The 22,607-nt window shown below is 38.6% G+C and carries 20 protein-coding genes; 19 read left to right on the top strand and 1 reads right to left on the bottom strand.

Features of this window, described 5'->3' with window-relative positions; translation table 11 throughout:
• Positions 1-4 precede the first annotated feature (4 nt).
• From dnaE to ACQKII_RS11725, 7 genes are all read left to right on the top strand, one after another.
• The gene (gene dnaE / locus ACQKII_RS11755; RefSeq protein WP_427459418.1) at positions 5-3,088 is read left to right on the top strand and encodes a DNA polymerase III subunit alpha; all 3,084 of its coding nucleotides are present in this window, start codon (positions 5-7) and stop codon (positions 3,086-3,088) included.
• 129 nt (positions 3,089-3,217) lie between these two features.
• Positions 3,218-3,850 carry a FadR/GntR family transcriptional regulator gene (locus ACQKII_RS11750; RefSeq protein ID WP_427459416.1) on the top strand — a complete coding sequence of 211 codons (633 nt, stop codon included), beginning with the start codon at positions 3,218-3,220 and terminating at the stop codon, positions 3,848-3,850.
• A gap of 30 nt (positions 3,851-3,880) precedes the next feature.
• Positions 3,881-4,738 (top strand): acetyl-CoA carboxylase, carboxyltransferase subunit beta, encoded by an 858-nt coding sequence (gene accD / locus ACQKII_RS11745; protein ID WP_427459414.1) that lies wholly within the window; start codon positions 3,881-3,883, stop codon positions 4,736-4,738.
• Positions 4,731-5,687 carry an acetyl-CoA carboxylase carboxyltransferase subunit alpha gene (locus tag ACQKII_RS11740; protein WP_427459412.1) on the top strand — a complete coding sequence of 319 codons (957 nt, stop codon included), beginning with the start codon at positions 4,731-4,733 and terminating at the stop codon, positions 5,685-5,687. The genes accD and ACQKII_RS11740 overlap by 8 nt, the downstream gene beginning before the upstream one ends.
• Positions 5,688-5,914: 227 nt before the next feature.
• Entirely contained in the window at positions 5,915-6,874 is a 960-nt protein-coding gene (gene pfkA, locus ACQKII_RS11735) for a 6-phosphofructokinase (RefSeq protein ID WP_427459410.1), read from the top strand.
• A 26-nt stretch (positions 6,875-6,900) separates the two neighbouring features.
• The gene (gene pyk, locus ACQKII_RS11730) at positions 6,901-8,661 is read left to right on the top strand and encodes a pyruvate kinase (protein ID WP_427459408.1); all 1,761 of its coding nucleotides are present in this window, start codon (positions 6,901-6,903) and stop codon (positions 8,659-8,661) included.
• Positions 8,662-8,885: 224 nt separating this feature from the next.
• A complete protein-coding gene (locus tag ACQKII_RS11725; protein ID WP_143995774.1) occupies positions 8,886-9,275 on the top strand; it encodes an FxsA family protein in 390 nt (129 codons plus the stop codon).
• Here the strand turns inward: ACQKII_RS11725 and ACQKII_RS11720 are convergent.
• Positions 9,259-10,224, bottom strand: coding sequence for an AI-2E family transporter (locus ACQKII_RS11720; RefSeq protein WP_427459406.1), 966 nt, complete (start codon positions 10,222-10,224; stop codon positions 9,259-9,261). The genes ACQKII_RS11725 and ACQKII_RS11720 overlap by 17 nt on opposite strands.
• A gap of 253 nt (positions 10,225-10,477) precedes the next feature.
• Between ACQKII_RS11720 and citZ the strand changes: the two genes are divergently transcribed.
• The 12 genes from citZ to ACQKII_RS11660 all read left to right on the top strand — a co-directional run.
• A complete protein-coding gene (gene citZ, locus ACQKII_RS11715) occupies positions 10,478-11,593 on the top strand; it encodes a citrate synthase (RefSeq protein ID WP_427459404.1) in 1,116 nt (371 codons plus the stop codon).
• A gap of 80 nt (positions 11,594-11,673) precedes the next feature.
• The gene (gene icd / locus ACQKII_RS11710; protein ID WP_427459402.1) at positions 11,674-12,936 is read left to right on the top strand and encodes an NADP-dependent isocitrate dehydrogenase; all 1,263 of its coding nucleotides are present in this window, start codon (positions 11,674-11,676) and stop codon (positions 12,934-12,936) included.
• Positions 12,937-13,121: 185 nt separating this feature from the next.
• The gene (gene mdh, locus ACQKII_RS11705) at positions 13,122-14,060 is read left to right on the top strand and encodes a malate dehydrogenase (RefSeq protein WP_143995770.1); all 939 of its coding nucleotides are present in this window, start codon (positions 13,122-13,124) and stop codon (positions 14,058-14,060) included.
• A gap of 242 nt (positions 14,061-14,302) precedes the next feature.
• Complete coding sequence (locus tag ACQKII_RS11700; RefSeq protein ID WP_427459400.1) at positions 14,303-14,743, top strand: MaoC/PaaZ C-terminal domain-containing protein; 441 nt, start codon at positions 14,303-14,305, stop codon at positions 14,741-14,743.
• A gap of 56 nt (positions 14,744-14,799) precedes the next feature.
• Positions 14,800-15,516 (top strand): response regulator, encoded by a 717-nt coding sequence (locus ACQKII_RS11695; protein WP_427459398.1) that lies wholly within the window; start codon positions 14,800-14,802, stop codon positions 15,514-15,516.
• Positions 15,513-17,066 (top strand): two-component system histidine kinase PnpS, encoded by a 1,554-nt coding sequence (gene pnpS, locus ACQKII_RS11690; RefSeq protein WP_427459396.1) that lies wholly within the window; start codon positions 15,513-15,515, stop codon positions 17,064-17,066. The genes ACQKII_RS11695 and pnpS overlap by 4 nt, the downstream gene beginning before the upstream one ends.
• A gap of 560 nt (positions 17,067-17,626) precedes the next feature.
• Complete coding sequence (locus tag ACQKII_RS11685; RefSeq protein WP_427459394.1) at positions 17,627-17,995, top strand: CidA/LrgA family holin-like protein; 369 nt, start codon at positions 17,627-17,629, stop codon at positions 17,993-17,995.
• Positions 17,992-18,705: an LrgB family protein gene (locus ACQKII_RS11680; protein ID WP_427459392.1), complete on the top strand. Its 714-nt coding sequence runs from the start codon at positions 17,992-17,994 to the stop codon at positions 18,703-18,705. The genes ACQKII_RS11685 and ACQKII_RS11680 overlap by 4 nt, the downstream gene beginning before the upstream one ends.
• Before the next feature lie 120 nt (positions 18,706-18,825).
• Positions 18,826-19,803, top strand: coding sequence for an FtsH protease activity modulator HflK (hflK, locus tag ACQKII_RS11675; protein ID WP_427459390.1), 978 nt, complete (start codon positions 18,826-18,828; stop codon positions 19,801-19,803).
• Entirely contained in the window at positions 19,803-20,804 is a 1,002-nt protein-coding gene (gene hflC / locus ACQKII_RS11670; protein ID WP_427459388.1) for a protease modulator HflC, read from the top strand. Before hflK ends, hflC begins: the two co-directional genes overlap by 1 nt.
• A 156-nt stretch (positions 20,805-20,960) precedes the next feature.
• A complete protein-coding gene (locus ACQKII_RS11665) occupies positions 20,961-21,398 on the top strand; it encodes a DNA polymerase I (protein WP_427459386.1) in 438 nt (145 codons plus the stop codon).
• A gap of 557 nt (positions 21,399-21,955) precedes the next feature.
• Positions 21,956-22,607: reverse transcriptase domain-containing protein (locus tag ACQKII_RS11660; RefSeq protein WP_427459384.1), on the top strand; the 652-nt coding region annotated here is incomplete at its 3' end.

The raw sequence follows: 22,607 nt of genomic DNA, 5'->3' as shown, positions 1-22,607 counted from the left end.
TCTTTTGACACATGTGTATACACAAATACATACGAGCGCGGATTTATTGAAAAGTACGATTCGACTTGAGCAATTGATCCCTTTTTTACAAGAGCAAAATACACAGGCCTGTGCAATCGTCAATTCGAAGTTGTACGGGCTTTTGCCTTTTTGTAAAGCAATGCAGCAGGCGAATATCCATGCTGTATTAGGGCTAACAGTGAATGTGCAGTGGCAGGAAACTGTGATTCCTGTTGTTTTGTATGCACAAACACAAGAAGGCTACCAACATCTATTAAAGATTAGTAGTGCCGTTTCAATCAAAGAAAACGAAGTATTACCATGGAAATGGCTTGAAGGCTATTCGGCGGGCTGTTTGGCAATGCTTTGTACAGATAGCTCTAAGGAGATAGATGAATGGACAGTGGTTGTAAGTGCTCTACATCGTGTCTTTGCAGAACACTTGTATGTAGGTATTGCGAGACCAGTAGGTATTGTTTCGGAAAAGGAAACAGCTATTTCATTATGGTGTGAAGCTAAAAACATAAAAATTGTTGCAACACAGGACAGCTATTTTTTACGCCCGGAAGATCATTTTGCCTTTGAGGTAGCTAGAGCCATTGATCAAGGAGAAAAGCTCGGTGATACAATGTTAACGGCCCATTTACAAGGGCATTTTGTACCAACTAGAGAACAGTGGCATGCATGGTTTGGAGATCGTCCAGAATGGCTTGAAGCAAGTTCGATGATGCTTGCAAGCTGTAGCGCGAAAATCCCAGAGGTTCATGTCCAAATGCCGAAATATCCTGTACCAGCGGATGAAACAGCTGAAAGTTTACTTATAAAAGAAGCTTTTTCAGGACTTACTGTACGCCTACAACAGGATGAAATACCGACAGCCTATCGCGAACGACTTCATTATGAATTAGATGTTATTTGTTCGATGGGCTACGCGGATTATTTTTTAATTGTTGCTGATTTTATGCGTTTTGCCAAAGAAAAACATATTTTAACAGGTCCAGGGCGTGGCTCATCTGCAAGCTCACTTGTTGCTTATAGTTTATCCATTACCCATGTCGATCCACTTGAATATGGTTTACTATTTGAACGTTTTTTAAACCCTGAACGAGTCACATTACCTGATATAGACATCGATTTTGTTGATAGCAAAAGGCAAACAGTTATCCAATACGTCGCCCAAAAATATGGTAAGGCAAATGTAGCGCAAATCATTACCTTTGGAACATTGTCTGCAAAAGCTGTTGCCAGGGATGTAGCGCGTGTTTTTGGTTTTGAGGCAGAAGTACAGGAAAAAATCTCAAAAATGATTCCTAATAAACCAGGGATGACGATACAAAGAGCAGTAGCAGAGTCTCAGAATTTTCAAGGTTGGCTAGCTGAAAGTGAGTACCACCGTCGTTGGTATGAAGTGGCATTAAAGCTTGAGGGTTTACCGAGAAATTCTTCAACACATGCGGCTGGAATTGTACTATCACCAACACCGTTAGTGAATACTATACCGATTGAAAATGGGCATGACGGTATTTATTTAACACAGTGGCCAATGGGAGATGTTGAGGCCAGAGGACTTGTAAAAATGGACTTTTTAGGCTTACGTAATTTAACTATATTAGAACAAATCCGTTGGTCAATTTATAAATCAGGAGGGCCTTGGATTGAATTCGATCTTATCCCAATGCAAGATGAGAAGACATTTCAGCTACTGCAAATTGGTGATACGGTGGGGATATTCCAATTAGAATCTGAAGGGATGAAAAAAGCATTACGAGATATTCATCCGACCCATTTTTTAGATATTGTGGCTGTCAATGCACTTTATCGTCCAGGTCCGATGGATTTTATAGCGGTCTATGCACGACGAAAGGCGGGTAAAGAACCTGTTATAATGCCACATCCGATACTGGAACCAATTTTGCAAGAGACCTTTGGTGTCATTGTCTACCAGGAACAAATTATGCGCATTGCTTCAGTAATGGCTGGATTTACAATGGGACAGGCTGATTTGTTGCGCCGTGCGGTTAGTAAGAAAAAACGTGAAGTACTAGAGCAGCAACGTGCCGCATTTGTCAGTGGTGCGAATAAGCAAGGTTTTGATAGCAACATTGCAGAAGAGGTGTATGCGTTAATTGTGCGCTTTGCGGACTATGGTTTTCCGAAAAGTCACGCGGTGGCCTATAGTATCATCTCTTATCATATGGCTTATTTAAAGGCGCATTTCCCGCAAAGTTTCTATGCTGCGTTATTATCGAATGCAACAGGCAATGCGGATAAAATACAGCAGCTTGTCGTGGAAGCAAGGGAAAAAGGTATGTCCTTTTACCCTCCTTCTTTACAGCAAAGTACAAAGTTTTTTACTGTTGAAAATGGTGGTATTCGCTATAGTTTATCAGGCGTTAAAGGCGTGCCACAACCGTTTATAGAGAAAATAGTAGCTTTACGAAAAACAAATCAAGGTGCCTTTAATAATTTATTTGATATGGCTGTTGCTTTAAGTGCGCAGCATTTTAAACCAAAAGTGATGGAGTCTTTAATTTTTGCTGGAGCACTCGATTATTTAGGGAAGGATCGTGCTGTGTTGCTGACGACTTTAGAGGCGGCTCTTAAGCAAGCAGAGCTTTTGCGCCCAACGGAGGATATCGATCTTGAAACAGCTACAGCTTTTGACTTCGGTAAACCGAAGTATATGGAGGCACAAGCAATGTCACAAAAGGAAATACTGCAACACGAGAAAGAAAGTCTGGGTTTTTATATAACAGCACACCCCGTCACTGAGGAAAGAGCATTTTGGCGTGATGTGAATGCTACGTGCCGTGAGCTGAAAAATATGCGTGAGGGCACGTATATAAAATTGATTGGCTTGATTGAAGAGGTGAAAAAAATCCGCACAAAAAAAGGGGAGCAAATGGCTTTTGTTCAGCTCCAAGATGAATTTGGTACTGTGTCAGTGACATTGTTCCCTCAGGTGTTTCAGTTAGTCGAGGAAATGTTGTTGGAGGATGCATTACTTTATATTGAAGGATCACTGGAACTGCGTTTTGGCAAACCTCAAGTGAAAGCAAAACATGCACAAACGACGAGAAAAATGTGAAATTAAACAAGATTTTAGAAGCTGCATAATTTTTATGCAGTTTTTTCTTTACTTTTAAACAGTTATTTTGTAAGCTAGAGTCAACGTTAAAAAGTGGTCAGACCACTTTTTTGATAGGGGAGTTATCGTATGGATAAACAAACCGAACAAAAGAAAGTATTTTTAGAAATCGTTCAGCAGTTGCGTCAGCTTATTCGCTTGGAGAAAATTCAAGCTGGAGAGAAGCTACCTTCTGAACGAGTCCTTTCAGAGCGTCTAGGTGTCGGTCGTTCCTCTGTGAGAGAGGCACTTCGAAGTTTAGAATTGCTTGGAATCATTGAAACGAGACATGGTGGAGGTACTTTTCTCGCCGCAACCCATAAGCATCAGCTTGTAGAGGTCTTGTCGATGTTTATATTAGAAGATGAAAAATCAAAAAAAGATGTCGAATTTACGCGACAAATTCATGAAAAGGAAGCTATCCGCGTAATAAGTTGTACAGAGATTCTGCGAACACTACCAGTGTGGGACAGTTTTTTTGTGAAACTAGAAATAGAAGGTGCAGTAAATTGTCGGGATGTTTTGCGAGAAGTATTAATTACCACAGGCAATCGCCTTGCGCTAAAAATCTGGTTTCAATTAGCGGCTTATGACGGTGACCGTTTAAATCGAAACTCAACAGAAGCTGAAAAAATAATCATTCAAACAATGTTGAAATCGATGCAGCTTGGCTATGAAAAAGAGGCATTACAAGCTTACGAGCAGTGGATGGGTACTGTATAAAGCATTTAGACAACAGAGGGGGAGTCAAACATGGCAATACGCGATTTATTTAGTGGAAACCGAAAAAAGAAACAGGATGGACAGGAAAAGGGATTTCCAGAAGGACTCATGACAAAATGTCCAGAGTGCCGTCATATCCAACTTACGAAAGAATTAGAAAAGCATCATAAAGTATGTACGAAATGTGGGCATCATTTTAAAATGACTGCACAGGAACGTGTAGCGTATTTCTTAGATGAAGGCTCATTTGTGTCAATGGATGACCATTTACAAACGACTAATCCACTTGGTTTCCCAGCCTATGTTGAGAAAATAACTGCTGACCAACAAAAAACAGGATTAAATGAGGCCGTATTAACTGGTCTAGGTACACTAGACGGAGAAGAAATTGTTGTAGCAATTATGGATTCTCATTTCCGCATGGGTTCAATGGGTTCTGTAGTTGGAGAAAAAATTACACGTGCAGTAGAAAAAGCAACGGAATTACGTAGACCGTTTATCATTTTTACAGCAAGTGGCGGTGCACGTATGCAAGAAGGTGTTCTATCGTTGATGCAAATGGCAAAAACAAGTGTAGCATTAAAGCGCCATAGTGAACATGGGCTTTTGTTTATTTCAATTTTAACGCATCCAACAACAGGCGGTGTTTCTGCAAGTTTTGCCTCTGTTGGTGATATTAATATTGCTGAGCCACAAGCACTGATTGGCTTTGCAGGTCGCCGAGTAATTGAAGAAACCGTTAGAGAAAAGCTCCCAAGCGATTTCCAAACGGCAGAATTTTTATTAGAGCATGGACAGCTTGATGCAATTTTTCATCGTAAAGAATTACGAAATCAAGTAGCAGTGCTTGTGAAAATGCATACGAAAGGTGGCGTGCAACATGTCTAAAACATTAGCCTTTGAGGAACCAGTTGTACAATTACGAGAAAAAATTGATGAACTAAAAACAATAGCTGCTGAAGCAGATGTAGATATGACAGGCGAAATTGAAAAGCTAGAAACGCGATTAACGCAGTTAGAGCAATCCATTTATGCAAATATGAAACCATGGGATCGTGTGCAAGTCGCACGTCATCCAGAGCGTCCAACAACGCTTCAATATATTGAAGCGATGTGTGAAAACTTCATTGAGCTACACGGAGATCGTACATTCGGCGACGATGCGGCAATTCTTGGAGGTATTGCCCTTTTCGAAGGACAGCCAGTAACGATTATCGGACATCAACGAGGAAAGTCCACGAAGGAAAATATTCGTCGCAATTTTGGTATGCCTCATCCAGAAGGTTATCGTAAAGCGTTACGCTTAATGAAACAGGCAGAGAAATTCAATCGTCCAATTATTTGTTTTATTGACACGAAAGGTGCTTACCCTGGTAAGGCAGCCGAAGAACGTGGGCAAAGTGAAGCGATTGCTCGTAATCTAGTGGAAATGGCTGGTCTATCAGTGCCAGTTATCAGCATTGTGATCGGGGAAGGTGGAAGTGGGGGTGCACTTGCATTGGGTGTAGCAAACCGTGTCTTCATGCTAGAAAACTCAACCTATTCGGTAATTTCTCCTGAGGGGGCTGCGTCGATTTTATGGCGTGATGGTAACCTTGCGAAGCAAGCCGCTGAAGCAATGCGAATTACAGCACCTGATTTAAAAGAACTTGGTGTTATTGACGGTATTGTTCCAGAAGTAACGGGTGGCGCGCATCGCAATGTAGCTAAACAGGCACTCTATTTAAAAGAATGTGTAAGTGACACATTAAAGGCATTAAATTCTTTAAACGGTGAACAATTGATCGAAGACCGTTACGAAAAGTTTAAAAAAATCGGACAATATACTGAAGAATAACGCGATTTAGGTTCTAAGTTTTGAAGGTCTATAAACTACAATAAAACATAGGTATCATTGGGAAAATGGTAGATTTTAGATGTTTTTGGATGGAAGGAGTGTGTGAAAGCGCATTCTTTTCATTTTTTATGTAAAAGTTATGTTTTTGTCGTTCCAGAACCCTTACATAGTTTGTTTTTTCGTGTTAATGTGAATAATAATAGATAACTGCAGGAGGTTGTTCGACAATGAAGAAAATTGCCGTTTTAACAAGTGGTGGAGATGCGCCAGGCATGAACGCAGCCATTCGTGCAGTCGTTCGTAAGGCAGCTTATCATGGAGTTGATGTTGTAGGGATTAAGCATGGTTATGAAGGGTTGGTAAAAGGCACTTTTGAGCCGCTTGATTTAGGCTCTGTAGGTGGCATCATTCAAAGAGGTGGCACAAATTTATTTTCAGCACGTTGCCCTGAATTTAAAGAAGATGCTGTACAACAGCAGGGCATTGAGAAAATGCGGGAAGCTGGTATTGATGGTCTTGTCGTTATTGGTGGTGACGGTTCTTATCGTGGTGCAATGGACTTAGTGAAAAAAGGATTCCCAGTTGTGGGCGTACCAGGGACTATAGATAATGATGTGCCAGGTACAGAGTATACAATTGGGTTTGATACTGCATTAAATACAGTTGTTGAATCCATTGATAAAATCCGTGACACAGCGACTTCTCATGAAAATTCATTCATTGTTGAAGTAATGGGGCGAGACGCAGGGGATATCGCATTATGGGCAGGGCTTGCTGCAGGTGCGGAAACGGTTTTAATTCCTGAAGAAGATTATAATTTAGAGGACATCGTGTCACGTTTAGAGCGTGGTGAAGCACGAGGTAAAAAGCATAGTATTATCATTGTTGCAGAAGGTGTCATGTCAGGTAATGAGTTGGCAAAACTATTAAAAGAGAAAACAGGAAAAGAGACACGTGTTTCTGTACTTGGACATATTCAACGCGGAGGATCTCCAACAGCGCGAGACCGTGTGCTTGCAAGTCAGTTTGGGGCACATGCAGTAGAATTGCTAATAGACGGTAAATTTGGTCGAGCGGTTGGCATTCGCAATCATAAAGTGATTGACTATGATATGCCAGAAGCTTTTGAAAAAGATCATGAGGCAGATGTAAGTTTATATACTTTAATGAAAGAACTTTCAATATAATTTCGCAAAAACGGAGTGGGCAGATAATGAGAAAAACAAAAATCGTATGTACAATTGGACCAGCAAGTGAATCACCAGAAACTTTAGAAAAATTGATTGAGGCAGGTATGAACGTAGCCCGCTTAAATTTTTCACATGGCACACATGAAGAACATGAAGTGCGCATCAATTTAATACGTGAAGTAGCGGAGAAGTTAGGAAAACCGGTCGGTGTTTTACTCGATACAAAAGGACCTGAAATTCGTACGCATAACATGCAAAATGGCGAAGTACATCTAAAAACAGGTCAAGTTATTGATATTTCAATGACTGAGGTTGAAGGTACAGAGGCAAGTTTCTCTGTTACTTATGACCGATTAATTGAAGATGTTGAACAAAACTCAATTATTTTATTAGATGATGGATTAATCCAATTACGTGTATTAGCAACAGATATAGAAAATGGCCTGATTCACACGATTGTAGAAAATGCCGGTATCTTAAAAAATAAAAAAGGTGTTAATGTTCCAGGCGTTTCTGTACAGCTTCCTGGAATTACCGAAAAAGACGCACAAGATATTTTATTCGGCATTAAGCAAGGTGTCGATTTCATTGCTGCTTCATTCGTACGTAGAGCAAAGGATGTTTTAGAAATCCGAGAGTTGCTTGAGCAAAACGGTGGTGGCCATATTCAAATTATCCCGAAAATCGAAAACCAGGAAGGTGTCGATAATATCGACGAAATCATCTTAGTATCCGACGGGTTAATGGTAGCACGTGGTGATCTTGGAGTTGAAATTCCTGCTGAAGAAGTTCCACTTGTACAAAAGAAATTAATTTTAAAATGTAACCAAGTCGGTAAACCTGTCATTACAGCAACACAAATGTTAGATTCGATGCAACGTAACCCACGCCCAACACGTGCTGAGGCAAGTGATGTTGCGAATGCCATTATTGATGGAACAGACGCCATTATGCTATCAGGTGAAACGGCTGCGGGGCTTTATCCAGTTGAATCTGTACAAACAATGAATAAAATCGCTGAACGTACAGAACATTCATTAGATTATAAGGCAATCGTATCCACACGAAGTCGTGAAAAAGAAGCAAATATGACAGAGGCGATTTCACAGGCTGTTGCTTATACTTCGATTAACTTAGGCGTAAGAGCAGTGCTTGCACCAACTGAAAGTGGTAATACTGCTCGAATGATTGCAAAATATCGACCAGGTGTGCCGATTGTAGCAGTAACAGGTTCTGTAAATACAGCGAATACTTTAACACTTGTTTGGGGTGTATATCCAGTTGTATGTCAACGTGTTACAACGACAGATGAAATTTTAGAGCTTGCTGTGGATGAAAGCTTAAAGCATGGTTATGTAACGCATGGTGATGCAGTTGTTATTACAGCTGGTGTACCAGTGGGTGAAGCAGGTACAACAAACTTAATGAAAGTACACATTATTGGCGATTTACTCGCTCGTGGACAAGGTATTGGTAAAACTTCTGTAATTGGCAAAACTGTTGTTGCAAAAAATGCAGCAGAAGCACTTGCTTATGATACGGAAGGTTGTATTATAGTAACGGTTGGTTCGGATCGTGATATGATGCCGGCACTTGAAAATTGTATCGGCCTTATTACGGAGGAAGGTGGACTTACAAGTCATGCAGCTGTTGTTGGGTTGAGCCTTGGAATTCCAGTTATTGTTGGAGTTAAAGAAGCAACAACATTAATCCGCCACGATCAAGAAATAACAATGGACGCAGAAACAGGTGTCATTTATAAGGGGCATGCAAGTGTTCTTTAATAGCTAACAACAAAGCGCTAGTACATAACTGTACTAGCGCTTTGTTGTTTCAAGTTTAATTATAGGGGGTAAATATTGTTTACACCTATAGCAACTGTTACCTAAAATTACACAATATTTTGAGCTTTTACTTAAAATTTAGGCTCATTATTTTTTATATGAAACTTATTGGGCTATAATAACGTATAAAAGGTATAGCCTTTTCATATAGAAAGGAGAAAAATATGCGAAAGATTTTTCTTGGTTTCATTGTGTATGCTTTAGCCGAATTGGCGTTAATAATAGTGATTGGTCAAAATATAGGCGTGTTGAATACTTTATTGCTCATTGTGGCAACGAGTATTATAGGCGTTTATGTAGCAAAAAATAAAGGTATGAATTCTGTACAAAAAGTAAAAAATACGATAGCTCGGGGAGAAGCGCCCGGACCTGCTTTGATAAATGCGTTGTTGAATTTTAGTGGCGGTGTGCTGTTAGCATTACCAGGGTTTTTAACTGATGTCATTGGTTTGTTATTACTTATGCCTTTTTCGAGAAAGTTATTCCAGCCAATCGTATTTTATTGGATCCGTAAAAAAATGAAAAACGGTCAGTTTATCATCGTTCAAAAATAGATTTTTCTTTAAGTTTAACGGCTAAAAATAAAAATATAGGGCTGAGTAAAATTCCGTAAAAGCCAAATAATAAAATTGATGCAGCACTGATGAAAAAAGTATGAAATGTACGTAATTGAAGTGTATTGGACCAGAGCATGGAATCAGCTAGCTGCCTTGTTAATTGAACAAATAAATATAAAAGTAAAATCGCTACACATAAAAAAGTATTGCCATTGAAATAAAAGTAAATACTCATGGGTACAAGGAAGACTCCAATACCGAAGAATGGTAGCACATCTGCGAATGCAACAATAAATGCTTTAATAATGGCTTGTTCGAATTGAAAAATCATAAAACCTGCACAAAGTATGAAGAGTGTAATGGTGAATAACTGAAATTCTACAAATATAAAGTAATGAAAGAGTTGCATGATTTTTGAAAAATGTGACTGCCACTCGTTGCGAAATTTCTTCGGGACGTATTGAAAAAACCAGTAGCGGGATTTACGTGTTTCCAGTAGCGCAAAATAGTAAGCAATAAGGAAAATAAACACTTCAATTACATGCTTCATGAATAATTGCAATAAATTTGCTGTGTAAACGAGGATAGAATCAAAAATTGTCAATGATTTTTCCTGTACAATTTGTATAAACATGGACTCATATTCAGTGAATAATTGGAAATTTTGAAGTGTATCTCTTATTTCAGGGAAGATAAGTATGATGCTGTTAATTGATATAACTATGAGGAGAAAGAAACAAGAAAGTATTAGTATTTCTACGATCATTGCTGCGAGCCAATATGCGATTTTACAATAAGAATGGAGAAATTTTATGATAGGATACGTAGAAAAAGATAAAAATATCGCAAGTGATACAGGTAATACGAACCAAAGAATTAACAGATAAAAAATAAATAATAGAACATTTATGGTTCTTTCGTATGAAAAATACTTAATATTCCTCATTTTTACAAATTCACCCCGATTCAAATAAAAAAATAATGTAAAAAAATACAAAAAAATCTCTTTGGAACGTCTATATAGTCGCTCGGGCGCCTTTTTCTTTATTTGAAGGTTTTTCATTCACAAAGCTGTCAAAAATGATTATAATAGCAATGTAAGCGATTTACTTAATGGTTCATATGAGCAAAAACCGTAAATGCTAACGATTTACAATGCATTTACAACAAAAAATAAAAGTATGAGGGAGCGATAATTTATGTCAGCAACAAAAGGTTTAGAAGGTATCGTAGCAGCGGAATCTAAAATCAGTTCAATTATCGATGACACACTTACATATGTTGGTTACAACATTGATGATTTAGCAGATAACGCATCATTTGAAGAGGTAATTTATCTACTATGGCATACTCGTTTACCAAAAGCGGACGAGCTTGCTGAGTTAAAACAACAATTAGCAGACAACATGTCTATTCCACAAGCAATTGTAGACCAATTCAAAACATACCCACTTTCAACTGTACATCCAATGGCTGCACTACGTACTGCAGTATCTTTACTTGGTGTATTCGATGAAGAAGCGGATGTAATGGATCCAGAAGCTAACTACCGTAAAGCTATCCGTCTACAAGCTAAAATTGCTACAGTAGTAACTGCGTTTGCACGTGTTCGTAAAGGCTTAGAGCCAGTTGCACCAAAACCAGAACTAGGTTATGCAGCGAACTTCTTATACATGTTAAAAGGTGAAGATCCAGCAGCAATCGAAGTTGAAGCATTCGATAAAGCATTAGTATTACATGCTGATCATGAATTAAATGCTTCTACATTCACAGCACGCGTATGTGTAGCTACATTATCAGACGTTTATTCAGGTGTTACTGCAGCTATTGGCGCATTAAAAGGACCACTTCATGGTGGTGCGAACGAACAAGTTATGAAAATGTTATCTGAAATCGGTTCACTTGAAAACGTTGAATCTTATATTCAAAGTAAATTAGATAACAAAGAAAAAATCATGGGCTTCGGTCACCGTGTATACCGTAAAGGCGACCCGCGTGCACCACACCTACGTGTAATGTCACAAAAATTAACTGAACTAACTGGTAAACCAGAGCTTTATGAAATGTCAGTTAAAATCCATGACATGATTGTTGAACAAAAGAAATTACCTGCAAACGTAGACTTCTTCTCTGCGTCAGTGTATGATTCTTTAGGCATCGATCATGACCTATTCACACCAATTTTTGCAGTATCACGTACTTCTGGTTGGGTAGCACATATTCTTGAACAGTATGCAAACAACCGCCTGATCCGTCCACGTGCAGAGTATGTTGGACCAGGCATGCAAAAATATGTTCCAATCAGCGAGCGCTAATTTGGAAAATATGCTAGAATATTTGGGACTGTGTTACTTTTAACACAGTCCTATGATTATGAATTTAGGAGGCAACAATAATGTCAAACAAAATTGTAGTTGAAAATGGCGTACTTAATGTACCAAACAATCCGGTAATCCCATTCATCGAAGGTGATGGAATCGGTCCAGATATTTGGGCTGCAGCATCTCGCGTGATCGACGCAGCTGTTGAAAAAGCTTATAACGGTGAAAAGAAAATCGAATGGTTAGAAGTTTTAGCAGGTGAAAAAGCATTCAACCAAACTGGTGAATGGTTACCACAAGAAACTTTAGACAAAATTAACGAATACCTAATCGCAATCAAAGGTCCTCTTACTACTCCAATCGGTGGCGGTATCCGCTCACTAAACGTTGCATTACGTCAACAACTTGATCTATATGTTTGCTTACGTCCTGTACGTCACTTTGACGGAGTACCTTCTCCAGTTAAACGTCCAGAAGACGTTGAAATGGTTATCTTCCGCGAAAACACAGAAGACATCTACGCTGGTATCGAATTCGAATCAGGCTCTGAACAAGCTCAAAAAATCATCAACTTCCTACAAACTGAATTTGGTGTAAACCAAATCCGCTTCCCAGAAACTTCTGGTATCGGTGTAAAACCTGTATCTAAAGAAGGTACTGAGCGTTTAGTACGTTCTGCTATCGAATATGCTATTAAACATAACCGCCCATCTGTAACATTAGTTCACAAAGGGAACATCATGAAATTCACTGAAGGTGGATTCAAAAAATGGGGTTATGAATTAGCTGAAACTGAATTTGCTGATAACACTTTCACTTGGAATCAATACGATGCAATCAAAGCTGAACAAGGTGAAGAAGCAGCAAACAAAGCACAAACTGATGCTTTAGCAGCTGGTAAAATCTTAGTTAAAGATTCTATCGCTGACATCTTCTTACAACAAATCTTAACTCGTCCAAAAGAGTTTGATGTAGTAGCTACAATGAACTTAAATGGTGACTATATTTCTGATGCATTAGCTGCACAAGTTGGTGGTATCGGTATTGCTCCAGGTGCGAACATTAACTACGTAACTGGTCACGCAATCTTCGAAGCTACTCATGGTACAGCTCCAAAATATGCTGGCTTAGATAAAGTAAACCCATCTTCAGTATTACTTTCAGGCGTATTAATGCTTGAACACTTAGGATGGCAAGAAGCAGCTGATAGCATTACAGCATCAGTTGAAAAAACAATCTCTTCTAAAGTTGTAACTTATGACTTCGCACGTCTAATGGATGGCGCTACAGAAGTGAAGTGTTCTGAGTTCGCTGACGAGTTAATCAAAAACCTATAATTTTCCCGACTTTAGTTGCAAAAAATTATTTGTGATGAATGTAAAATCTGTCGAGATGTGTTTGTGTAAATTACTATCGACTTTATTTAAATGAAGTATTTACGAACTTGTTTAATCAAGGGAGAGAGAGTTATTCTCCTCCCTTTTTTTTTAACATAAAACCCAAATCAAAGGAGCGTATTCAAATGTCTTTGAAACGTAAAAAAATCTCAGTAATCGGTGGCGGATTCACTGGCGCTACTGCAGCATTTTTAGCAGCTCAAAAAGAACTTGGTGATGTAGTATTAGTAGACATCCCTCAAGCTGAAAACCCAACAAAAGGTAAAGCTTTAGATATGTGGGAAGCTGCTCCAATTCAAGGTTTCGATTCTTATGTTAAAGGTACTTCTGACTATGCAGATACTGCTGATTCTGATGTAGTAATCATCACTGCGGGTGTTGCTCGTAAACCAGGAATGAGCCGTGATGACTTAGTTCAAATCAACCAAGGCGTTATGAAAACTGTTTCTAAAGAAATTGCTGCTCACTCACCGAATGCAACTATTCTCGTACTAACAAACCCAGTTGATGCTATGACTTACACTGTGTACAAAGAAACTGGATTCCCAAAAAACCGTGTAATCGGTCAATCTGGTGTACTAGATACAGCTCGTTTCCGTTCGTTCATTGCAGAAGAACTTAACATTTCTGTTAAAGATATCACTGGATTCGTATTAGGCGGACATGGTGATACAATGGTACCACTTACTCGCTACTCTTTCGCTGGTGGTATTCCACTCGAAACTTTAATCGCTCCTGAACGTTTAGAAGAAATTGTTGACCGTACGCGTAACGGTGGTGCTGAAATCGTAAACCTACTGGGTAACGGTTCTGCATATTACGCTCCAGCTGCTGCACTTATTGAAATGGCTGAGGCGATCCTTAAAGACCAAAAACGTATTCTTCCATCTATTGCTCTACTTGAAGGCGAATATGGCTACAACGATATTTACTTAGGTGTACCGACACTTTTAGGAGCAGACGGTATCGAAAAAATCTATGAACTTGAGTTAACTGACAAAGAAAAAGCGGCATTAGATAACTCTGCAGAAGCTGTCAAAGCAGTTATGGAAGTTTTAGCTTAATAAAAAGTTTATGAAATCGGGTGGGAATCATTCCTACTCGATTTTATTATTGTGTAAATTAACTAGTATAGAGTCTATGGTTAAGGTTTATTTGCTGATGGGATACTTTTCGTTTTACCTATATTTAAGTCCTTAGTGCATAGTATGCATATTTATGAAATGGTTATTCTGCTTTTTATTGTACTTTTAGAATAAAATTGATACTATGAAGGTAGTATGATAGAAAAGGGGTTGGCGTATCTTTGCTTCAAAAGAACAGTAAGCTTGGTCTCACTATAGATGAAATCACGATTGGCGAGAAAATTCATATTACTGAAAAATTAGAGGATAAAGATTTATTGCTTTATTTAGGGCTTACAAATGATAGCAATCCGCTCTATATTCAACATGATTATGCAGCAATGACACCATTTAAAAAGCCCATTGTTCCCACAAGTATGTTAAATGGCATCATTACGTCAGCTGTGTCGAAGTATATCCCTGGACCAGGTGCACGAATTATTGAACAGCATATAAAATACTTAGGTCCACTCTATCATTATGAATTATTTGATACGTTATTAGAGGTAACAGCAGTCAATAAAGTACAAAATACAATTACGGTTTCAGTGAACTCATATAATGAGCAAAAGCAACTTGTGATTGAAGGTACATTACTGGTAACGCCGCCACTTGCGTTATAGTAAACGTCTTGTAGATTTGAAATGGGGGTTTCAAATCACTAACGGAGGCATTATACATGACAAAGACAATTTTAGTTGTAGAAGACGAATTCTCAATTGCAACATTATTAAAATATAATTTAGAGCAGGCTGGCTATGTAGTTGAAACAGCAGCAGATGGTCAAGAAGGTCTAGATAAGGCTATTGAGCTACAGCCTGATTTAATGCTATTAGATTTAATGCTTCCAAAGCTAGATGGTATGGAAGTATGTAAGCACATTAGACAGCATCGCATGAATACACCAATTATTATGCTAACGGCAAAAGATGATGAATTCGATAAGGTGTTGGGTTTGGAACTTGGTGCGGATGATTATATGACGAAGCCCTTTAGCCCACGTGAGGTTTTAGCACGTGTGAAGGCAGTATTACGACGTTTTACACAAAATGTCGTAGCTGAGGATAAAATTGAACCGCTAGAAAAAATGTATGAATTTGGTCAACTCCGTGTATATCCAGAACGTTTTGAGGTATTTTTACAAGATGAAGCACTTGAATTTACACCAAAGGAATTTGAGCTTCTTATTTATTTACTTGAAAACAAAAACCGCGTATTAACACGTGATCAATTATTAAGTGCCGTATGGAAATATGATTTTGCAGGCGATACTCGTATTGTGGATGTGCATATAAGTCACCTGCGCGATAAAATCGAAGAAAATAGCCGTAAGCCAATTTTTATTAAAACGATTCGTGGTCTTGGCTATAAATTTGAGGAGCCGAAATCATCATGAAATCAATGAGCAACCGCTTATTCTTGACATTCATGCTATTGCTCGGAACAATACTAGCTGTCCTAATTATTGTTATAGGTCAGCTTTTTCCTGTTTATATAGAGCAATACAATGAACGGGCGAGACCACATATTCAAGAAGCGACAGTTAAAGTATTAGAGGAAAGACAGATAACACTAACTACTGACGACAAAGAGGCGTTATTCGCGGTCCAAACAATTGAAAAAAATGATTCGCTACTATCCTATCTACATGCGCGTCTCTATATAGTACTCGCGATATTATTTTTAATATCCATTAGTTTAATAGCAGTTGTTAGTCGCTATATGATTTACAATTTCACCGCACCTATTGATAATGTGACAGAAACGGCACTTGAGCTTGCAAAAGGGAATTATCGAGCACGTGCCCATGAAAATGAGCAGGAACGCACGATGCCACTTAGTCATTCCATCAATATATTGGCGCGCAATTTGCAGGATATTACAACGATACGTGAGGTAGAAGAGGAAAGGCTTAAAACTTTAATTGAAAATATGGGAAGCTCGCTCATGATGATCGGGCGCGAAGGGAATATCTCGATTGTCAATCGTGTATTTTTAGAGCGCTTTGGCATGGAACTTGAAGACGTACAAGGAAAGGTTTTTCGTACAATTGGCTTGCCGAAATCATTAGAGCAATTTATCGATCATGTGTTTTTAACAGAAATGCCCTATCGTCAGCAAATTAAGATGGAAGTCCAACTAGAGTTATATAATAAAGAAGTATATGGTGCGCCCGTGATTGGCGATCACGGACGATGGCTAGGTGTTGTGATTGTTATGCATGATATTACCGAGCTTGTACGTTTAGAGCAAATACGTAAAGACTTTGTCGCGAATGTATCGCATGAACTTCGTACGCCCATTACATCTATTAAAGGTTTTTCAGAGACATTGCTGGACGGTGCTTATAAGGATGAGAAGATGCTGCTGTCTTTTTTAGAAATTATTCACAAAGAAAGTAATCGTCTCCAAATGCTCATTCAAGATTTACTAGAGCTATCGAAGATTGAACAACATGGTTTTACCGTTAATATTATGTCAATGAATTTGCAAGATGTGCTCATACGAGGAGCGGAGCTAACTAGCCCGCGTTTGGATGAAAAAAATATGAGCTTTAACGTTGATATTGCTCGAGATGTAGAGGTAATGGGAGACGCCAATCGTATTATACAGATTGTCATGAATTTAATTACCAATGCGATAACGTATTCACCAGAAAATACAACTGTGACAATTCGTTTGAAGGAAGATGAAACGTACGGCATTCTTGAAATCGAGGATGAAGGTATCGGTATTGAAAAGCATGAAATTGCTCGTGTCTTTGAACGTTTTTATCGTGTGGATCGTGCACGAAGTCGGAATTCTGGCGGAACAGGCTTAGGACTTGCTATTGTAAAGCATCTAGTGGAGGCTCATCATGGGCGTATTCAGGTGGAAAGTGAAGTTGGCGTCGGTACAAAAATGATTGTCATGATTCCTAAAAAATTAACGAATTCTTTACAATAGCCATATTTAAGATTCACATTAAGGGGCTATACTAATTTGTAGAAACCCCCCCATATAGTTTGATAAGACGAAAAGTTGCTTGATAAACGTGTATGCGCATGCATAGATGTTTTATCCCGCATGAACGGTCAGTAATTTATCTGTTCCGAAAGCGAAGCGTCAGGTACAAGACGCCCAATTCAAGTTGAAAGATGACAACGAGTCAACTAGGTGTTCGATCAACCGTAAAAGCCCGATTGGTTCGGGGCAACAAATGTTTTATGTGCAAAAGCGCAGCGGCAGCGACAGGATGTTTTATGTGCGAAAGCGAAGCGGCAGCAACAGGATGTTGGTCACACAAACTTTTTCACAGGATGTGAGGGTTTTAGCTTGTGTTCCTCTATTTATTGTGGGGGATGAAGAAAACCCCCACTGATTGAAGTTTCACTTTATGGTTGTTGCTACACCACAAAAAGAATCTATTTCCAAAGTTTTTTGGAGATGGATTCTTTTTGTGTTTTACTCTTACGCAAAATAGGTGTAAAGTATAGTAGCATAAAAAGATTGAGAGAAGGTTAACCATGAAAATCGCCAAAAGTCTCGTGCAAATTGGCTATCTTTATATACTATTATTTGTCGGAAATAGTATTGCACGTATACTTCACTTGCCGATTCCAGGGAGCATAATAGGTCTAGTATTATTGTTTTTACTTTTACAGTTTCATATCATAAAACTTGAATGGATTGAGTTAGGAGCAGGATTATTACTGAGTGAATTATTATTGTTTTTCATTCCATCTGCAATCGGTGTTATCGATTATGACGCATTGTTTGGTATTCAGGGCATGAAGGTCGTCCTTGTGATCGTAGTGAGTGCCATTGTCGTCATGCTAGTGACGGGTTATACAGCACAATGGTTAGAGCCACGAAAGAAGGGTGATGCTGCATGAGTATGTTGATTGCAGTAATAAGTTTACTAGGTACTATTGCAATTTTTTACACTTGCAAAGTATTCTATCAAAAATTTAAAAAAGAATGGCTAACACCAATGCTTATAACACCGATAGTCATCATTGTTGTTTTGCTGCTAACAGGAACTTCCTATGAATCCTATAATGCAGGTGCCAATATTTTAACGAACATACTTGGACCGGCGACAATTGCCTTTGCTGTACCGATTTATAAAAATTTCTCGCTTCTAAAAAAACATGCATTTGAAATTTTTCTGAGTATTGCCGTTGGGTCGGCTGTTGCGATTATCTCATCATTTTTCATCGCATTAGTGGTTGGATTAAATGACGAACTAGTGCATAGCTTAGTACCACGTTCTGTCACAACACCCATCGCAATGGATATTTCAAATATGATAGGTGGTTCGCCTACACTCACGGCTGTTTTCGTTATGACAACGGGTATTCTTGGTAGCTTACTTGCGCCAATCATCATTCGCTTAAGTCATTTTCGAACACCGTCCGCAAAAGGTTTAATGCTTGGTATGGGGGCGCATGGTACAGGTACTTCAAAAGCATTTGAGTTTGGTGAGCTTGAAGGTACTTTTGCGAGTCTTGCCATGGTTGTTGCGGCATTAATGAGCATAATTCTATCAACAACGTTTTTCCCTCTATTTGAACAACTTGTTATGAATATCATGTTGCCTTAATTGGTGACAGGATATTTTGATTTAGATAACCGTGTAAAATGCCCAATAAATATTATTTTCTTGAAACTTTTTGTAAGTTTTCTCGTATACAATAGTACTAAGTAAAAGGGAGGAACAGACATGAGTGTGAAAAAGACACTAATGATGGTGGGACTTGGAATTTTCGGGATTGTGGCACTGATCGCTGTATTTACATCGTGGTACACAGTAGATGAATCAGAACAAGCAGTTGTTATTACATTTGGTCGTGCTGATGATATGGTTACAAACCCTGGTTTACACTTTAAACTACCTTGGCCCGTACAATCCGTTGAAATATTATCGAAAGAAACATTTAGCTTACAATTTGGTTATAAGCAAAACAAAGAGGGTGAGTTAGAGGCCTATGATGCTGAAACGAAAATGATTACTGGGGATGAAAACATTGTCTTAACAGATCTTGTTGTACAATGGAAAATTACAGAACCGAATAAGTTTTTATTCAACTCACAAGATCCAGAAGCAATCCTACATAGCGCTACATCAAGCGCGATTCGTTCAATTATCGGAAGCTCCTCAATTGATGCTGCGTTAACGGAAGGAAAAGCGGACATCGAAGCAAACACTCGAGATTTACTTGTTACTCTTATTGAAAAATACGATATTGGTATCAGTGTTTTAGGGGTGAAATTACAGGATGTCGAATTACCTAACAAAGATGTGCGAGCAGCATTTACTGCAGTTACAGATGCACGTGAGATGAAAAATACAAAAATAAATGAAGCAGAAAAATATATGAACAAGCGCACTAATGAGGCAGAAGGTGAAAAAGATGCTATTATTTCAAAGGCCCAAGGTACAAAAACAGCACGTATTGAGCAGGCCCAAGGAGATGTGGCAGTCTTCAATAAAATGTATGATCAGTATAAAGGCAATCAACAAATTACACGTGAACGTTTAGTATTAGAAACACTTGAAAACGTCCTACCGAAAGCACAACTTTATATTATGAATGATGATGGCAGTACAATGAAGTATTTACCTTTACAAGCGTTGCAACCAACAGAAAAGCAAACGACTACAGAGACAAAAGAGAAAAAAGAGGGGAGCGGTAACTAATGGATCAAAAAAATAAGGACCTTGATAAATTTCTAAGTTTTTTATCTGGTAAAACGAAAAATACCGCTCCTAGTGATGGCGACAATGTCGTGAAAATGTCTAATAAGAGCCCGATGAACCCCAAAAAATATATATCTATTGCTGTCACAATAACAGTTGTTTTTGCAGTCGCAATTATTTTGCTTACGAATATTTATATTGTAAAAGAATCTGAATATGCCGTTGTTCGACAGTTTGGAGAAGTGGTGAAATTTGAGCGTGAGCCTGGATTAAATATGAAAATGCCGTTTATTCAAAGTGTGACTAAATTACCCAAAAACCAATTGACGTATGAAATTTCAGAAGAAGAGATTAACACAAAGGATAAAAAGCGAATTATCATTGATAATTATGCAGTGTGGCGTATTACAGATCCAAAGTTATTAATTTCAAATGCTGGTACGATTGAAAAAGTTGAATCACGTATGGAAGAATTTATTTATTCTGTTATTCGTGCAGAGCTTGGACGGATTACTTATGCGGAGATTATTAATGATGAAAATTCTTCACGTGGGAGTATAAATGACCAAGTAACTAAACGTGTCAATGAGTTGCTTTTAAACGATAAATATGGAATTGAAGTAGTGGATGTACGTATTCGTCGTATCGATTTACCAACTGAAAATGAGCAGTCGGTGTTCACCAATATGATTTCGGATCGTGAATCAATTGCACAAAAGTATCTATCAGAAGGCGATGCTGAAAAACGCCGAATTGAAGCACAAACAGATCGTCAAGTGCAGGAAATGCTTGCAACGGCAAATAAAGAAGCATCGTTAATTCAAGCGGAGGGTGAAGCCGGGGCTGCGAAAATTTATAATAGTTCGTTCTCGAAAGATCCTGAGTTCTATTCCTTGTATCGTACGCTAGAATCGTATAAGAAAACTGTCGGTGAAGATACGGTCATTATTTTGCCATCCACTTCACCATATGCAAAACTATTATCTGGCTATATACAATAATTAAGTAATCCTTGCAGGGATTTGTGAAAGTGGAAATTACGTACTATTAAAGTACGAGATTTCCACTTTTTTGTTCTAAGAAATTCATAATTAGGTGTTTCATATAATGCTATTTTCTGATAAAATTATGATGTTTAGAAATGATAAATGGGGGTAATGGCTGTGAAATTACAAATTAGCACGTGGCTCCAAAATTTAGGAATAGCTTGTAGTATGGCATCGTTGTTTACACTTTTCTTCCGACTAACAGATTTTGCATGGATGACGAAAAGTGTTTATTATATACCGATATTTTTTGTGGTTTTGTTTTTATTTGGTTTAATTATTGCAGAAGATGTACGCAAGGCGTTTAAAAAAATGTTTTGGTACGAGAAACGTAAAGTACAGCGCCCTATTTGGCAGGTGGGGGTTGGGTTTATTTTCTTCCTCGCGCAAATTGGTGCAGTCATGGTATTTAGTAAAGAGCTTACACAACCTGAGCTTGGCGGCATGCCTTTATTTTTAGTTGTTGCATTTATGAATGCCTTTATGATGACAGTCATTTATGAGGAAATTTTCTATCGCAAAGATAAGGCAAGAGAAGTAAGTCAATAATGATAAGGAGTCGATTGCAATATGCAATTGACTTTTTTTGGTGTGCCGGGCATGTCCGTCAACTAGGTGATGAAAGTTCACTGTGGGCGTTGGGATATGCGAACCACTAGCCAAGTGCAAGGGTGTCCGTGGCGACGCGGAATCTGAAGGAAGCAGGCGGCAAAACCTTGGTCCGAGGTACACGAATCACATTCGAGGTTGCTCTGACTGGACGAGATTGCCAAACAAATCAAAATCCAAAATATCCACGGAAGTCAGTGTAATAAATGTGGCGGATAGATGAGGTGAAAGTGGATGGACTTACCCCGGGAGATCTGATGAACACCTGGAAACAGAACCTATTTAGCGATAGATAGCTGAATCATCAGAAGTCAGCAGAAGCCATAGTACCAGTAATGGGAAGGGCTGAACGAAAGGAGTGAACATGGAAGGGCACATTATATGACAGTGAAGACACAGCCAATCGTAAGACTTTCCGCTGCCTTGAAACGCAGAACGTGAATCGCGCAACGAAAAGAGTGGAACTGTCCATATGCATACCTATACCATGAGAACATATGGATTCAAATGGACTAATTTATTTAATAACAGACCGAGATAATCTAAATGAAGCTTTTAAGAAGGTACGTAGAAATAAAGGTGCTGCCGGGGTCGATGCGAAAGATATAGAGGCAACACGCCAATACTTAAAAGAAAATAAAGAAAAGATTACTCGCCAAATCCAAACAGGGCAATATACACCGCAACCAGTAAGACGGGTAGAAATTCCGAAAGGAAATGGTGATACGAGAAAATTGGGGATTCCAACTGTAACAGACCGCGTTATTCAACAAGCAGTTGTTCAAATCTTAACACCAATCATCGACCCAATTTTCAGTGACTATAGTTATGGTTTTCGCCCAAATAAAAGTGCCCATCAAGCAATTACACAAGCGCAATCTTATATGGACGAAGGCTACAAATTCGTGGTCGACATGGACCTTGAAAAATTCTTTGACCGTGTTCAACACGATAAACTGATGTCCCTAGTTGCAGGATATATTAAGGATAAGCCAACTTTAAAGTTAATTCGTAAGTTTCTCAACGCTGGTACTATGGCAAATGGCATCGTAGCACATAGCCAAGAAGGCACGCCACAAGGTGGCCCATTGAGTCCACTACTTAGTAATATCCTTCTCCATGAACTAGATAAAGAGCTTGAAAAACGAG

The sequence above is a fragment of the Lysinibacillus sp. NPDC048646 genome, from assembly GCF_050272295.1.
Classification (GTDB): domain Bacteria; phylum Bacillota; class Bacilli; order Bacillales_A; family Planococcaceae; genus Lysinibacillus.
This window is presented reverse-complemented; position numbering and strand designations above follow the sequence as displayed.

Excerpts from the sequence above, each read along its gene's own strand:
- pnpS (WP_427459396.1), top strand. The coding sequence starts at position 15,513 with ATGAAATCAATGAGCAACCGCTTATTCTTGACATTCATGCTATTGCTC.
- accD (WP_427459414.1), top strand. The coding sequence starts at position 3,881 with ATGGCAATACGCGATTTATTTAGTGGAAACCGAAAAAAGAAACAGGAT.
- ACQKII_RS11680 (WP_427459392.1), top strand. The coding sequence starts at position 17,992 with ATGAGTATGTTGATTGCAGTAATAAGTTTACTAGGTACTATTGCAATT.
- hflK (WP_427459390.1), top strand. The coding sequence starts at position 18,826 with ATGAGTGTGAAAAAGACACTAATGATGGTGGGACTTGGAATTTTCGGG.
- mdh (WP_143995770.1), top strand. The coding sequence starts at position 13,122 with ATGTCTTTGAAACGTAAAAAAATCTCAGTAATCGGTGGCGGATTCACT.
- icd (WP_427459402.1), top strand. The coding sequence starts at position 11,674 with ATGTCAAACAAAATTGTAGTTGAAAATGGCGTACTTAATGTACCAAAC.
- ACQKII_RS11685 (WP_427459394.1), top strand. The coding sequence starts at position 17,627 with ATGAAAATCGCCAAAAGTCTCGTGCAAATTGGCTATCTTTATATACTA.
- ACQKII_RS11725 (WP_143995774.1), top strand. The coding sequence starts at position 8,886 with ATGCGAAAGATTTTTCTTGGTTTCATTGTGTATGCTTTAGCCGAATTG.
- ACQKII_RS11665 (WP_427459386.1), top strand. The coding sequence starts at position 20,961 with ATGGCTGTGAAATTACAAATTAGCACGTGGCTCCAAAATTTAGGAATA.
- ACQKII_RS11740 (WP_427459412.1), top strand. The coding sequence starts at position 4,731 with ATGTCTAAAACATTAGCCTTTGAGGAACCAGTTGTACAATTACGAGAA.
- pyk (WP_427459408.1), top strand. The coding sequence starts at position 6,901 with ATGAGAAAAACAAAAATCGTATGTACAATTGGACCAGCAAGTGAATCA.
- ACQKII_RS11750 (WP_427459416.1), top strand. The coding sequence starts at position 3,218 with ATGGATAAACAAACCGAACAAAAGAAAGTATTTTTAGAAATCGTTCAG.
- citZ (WP_427459404.1), top strand. The coding sequence starts at position 10,478 with ATGTCAGCAACAAAAGGTTTAGAAGGTATCGTAGCAGCGGAATCTAAA.
- ACQKII_RS11720 (WP_427459406.1), bottom strand. The coding sequence starts at position 10,224 with ATGAGGAATATTAAGTATTTTTCATACGAAAGAACCATAAATGTTCTA.
- hflC (WP_427459388.1), top strand. The coding sequence starts at position 19,803 with ATGGATCAAAAAAATAAGGACCTTGATAAATTTCTAAGTTTTTTATCT.
- pfkA (WP_427459410.1), top strand. The coding sequence starts at position 5,915 with ATGAAGAAAATTGCCGTTTTAACAAGTGGTGGAGATGCGCCAGGCATG.
- ACQKII_RS11695 (WP_427459398.1), top strand. The coding sequence starts at position 14,800 with ATGACAAAGACAATTTTAGTTGTAGAAGACGAATTCTCAATTGCAACA.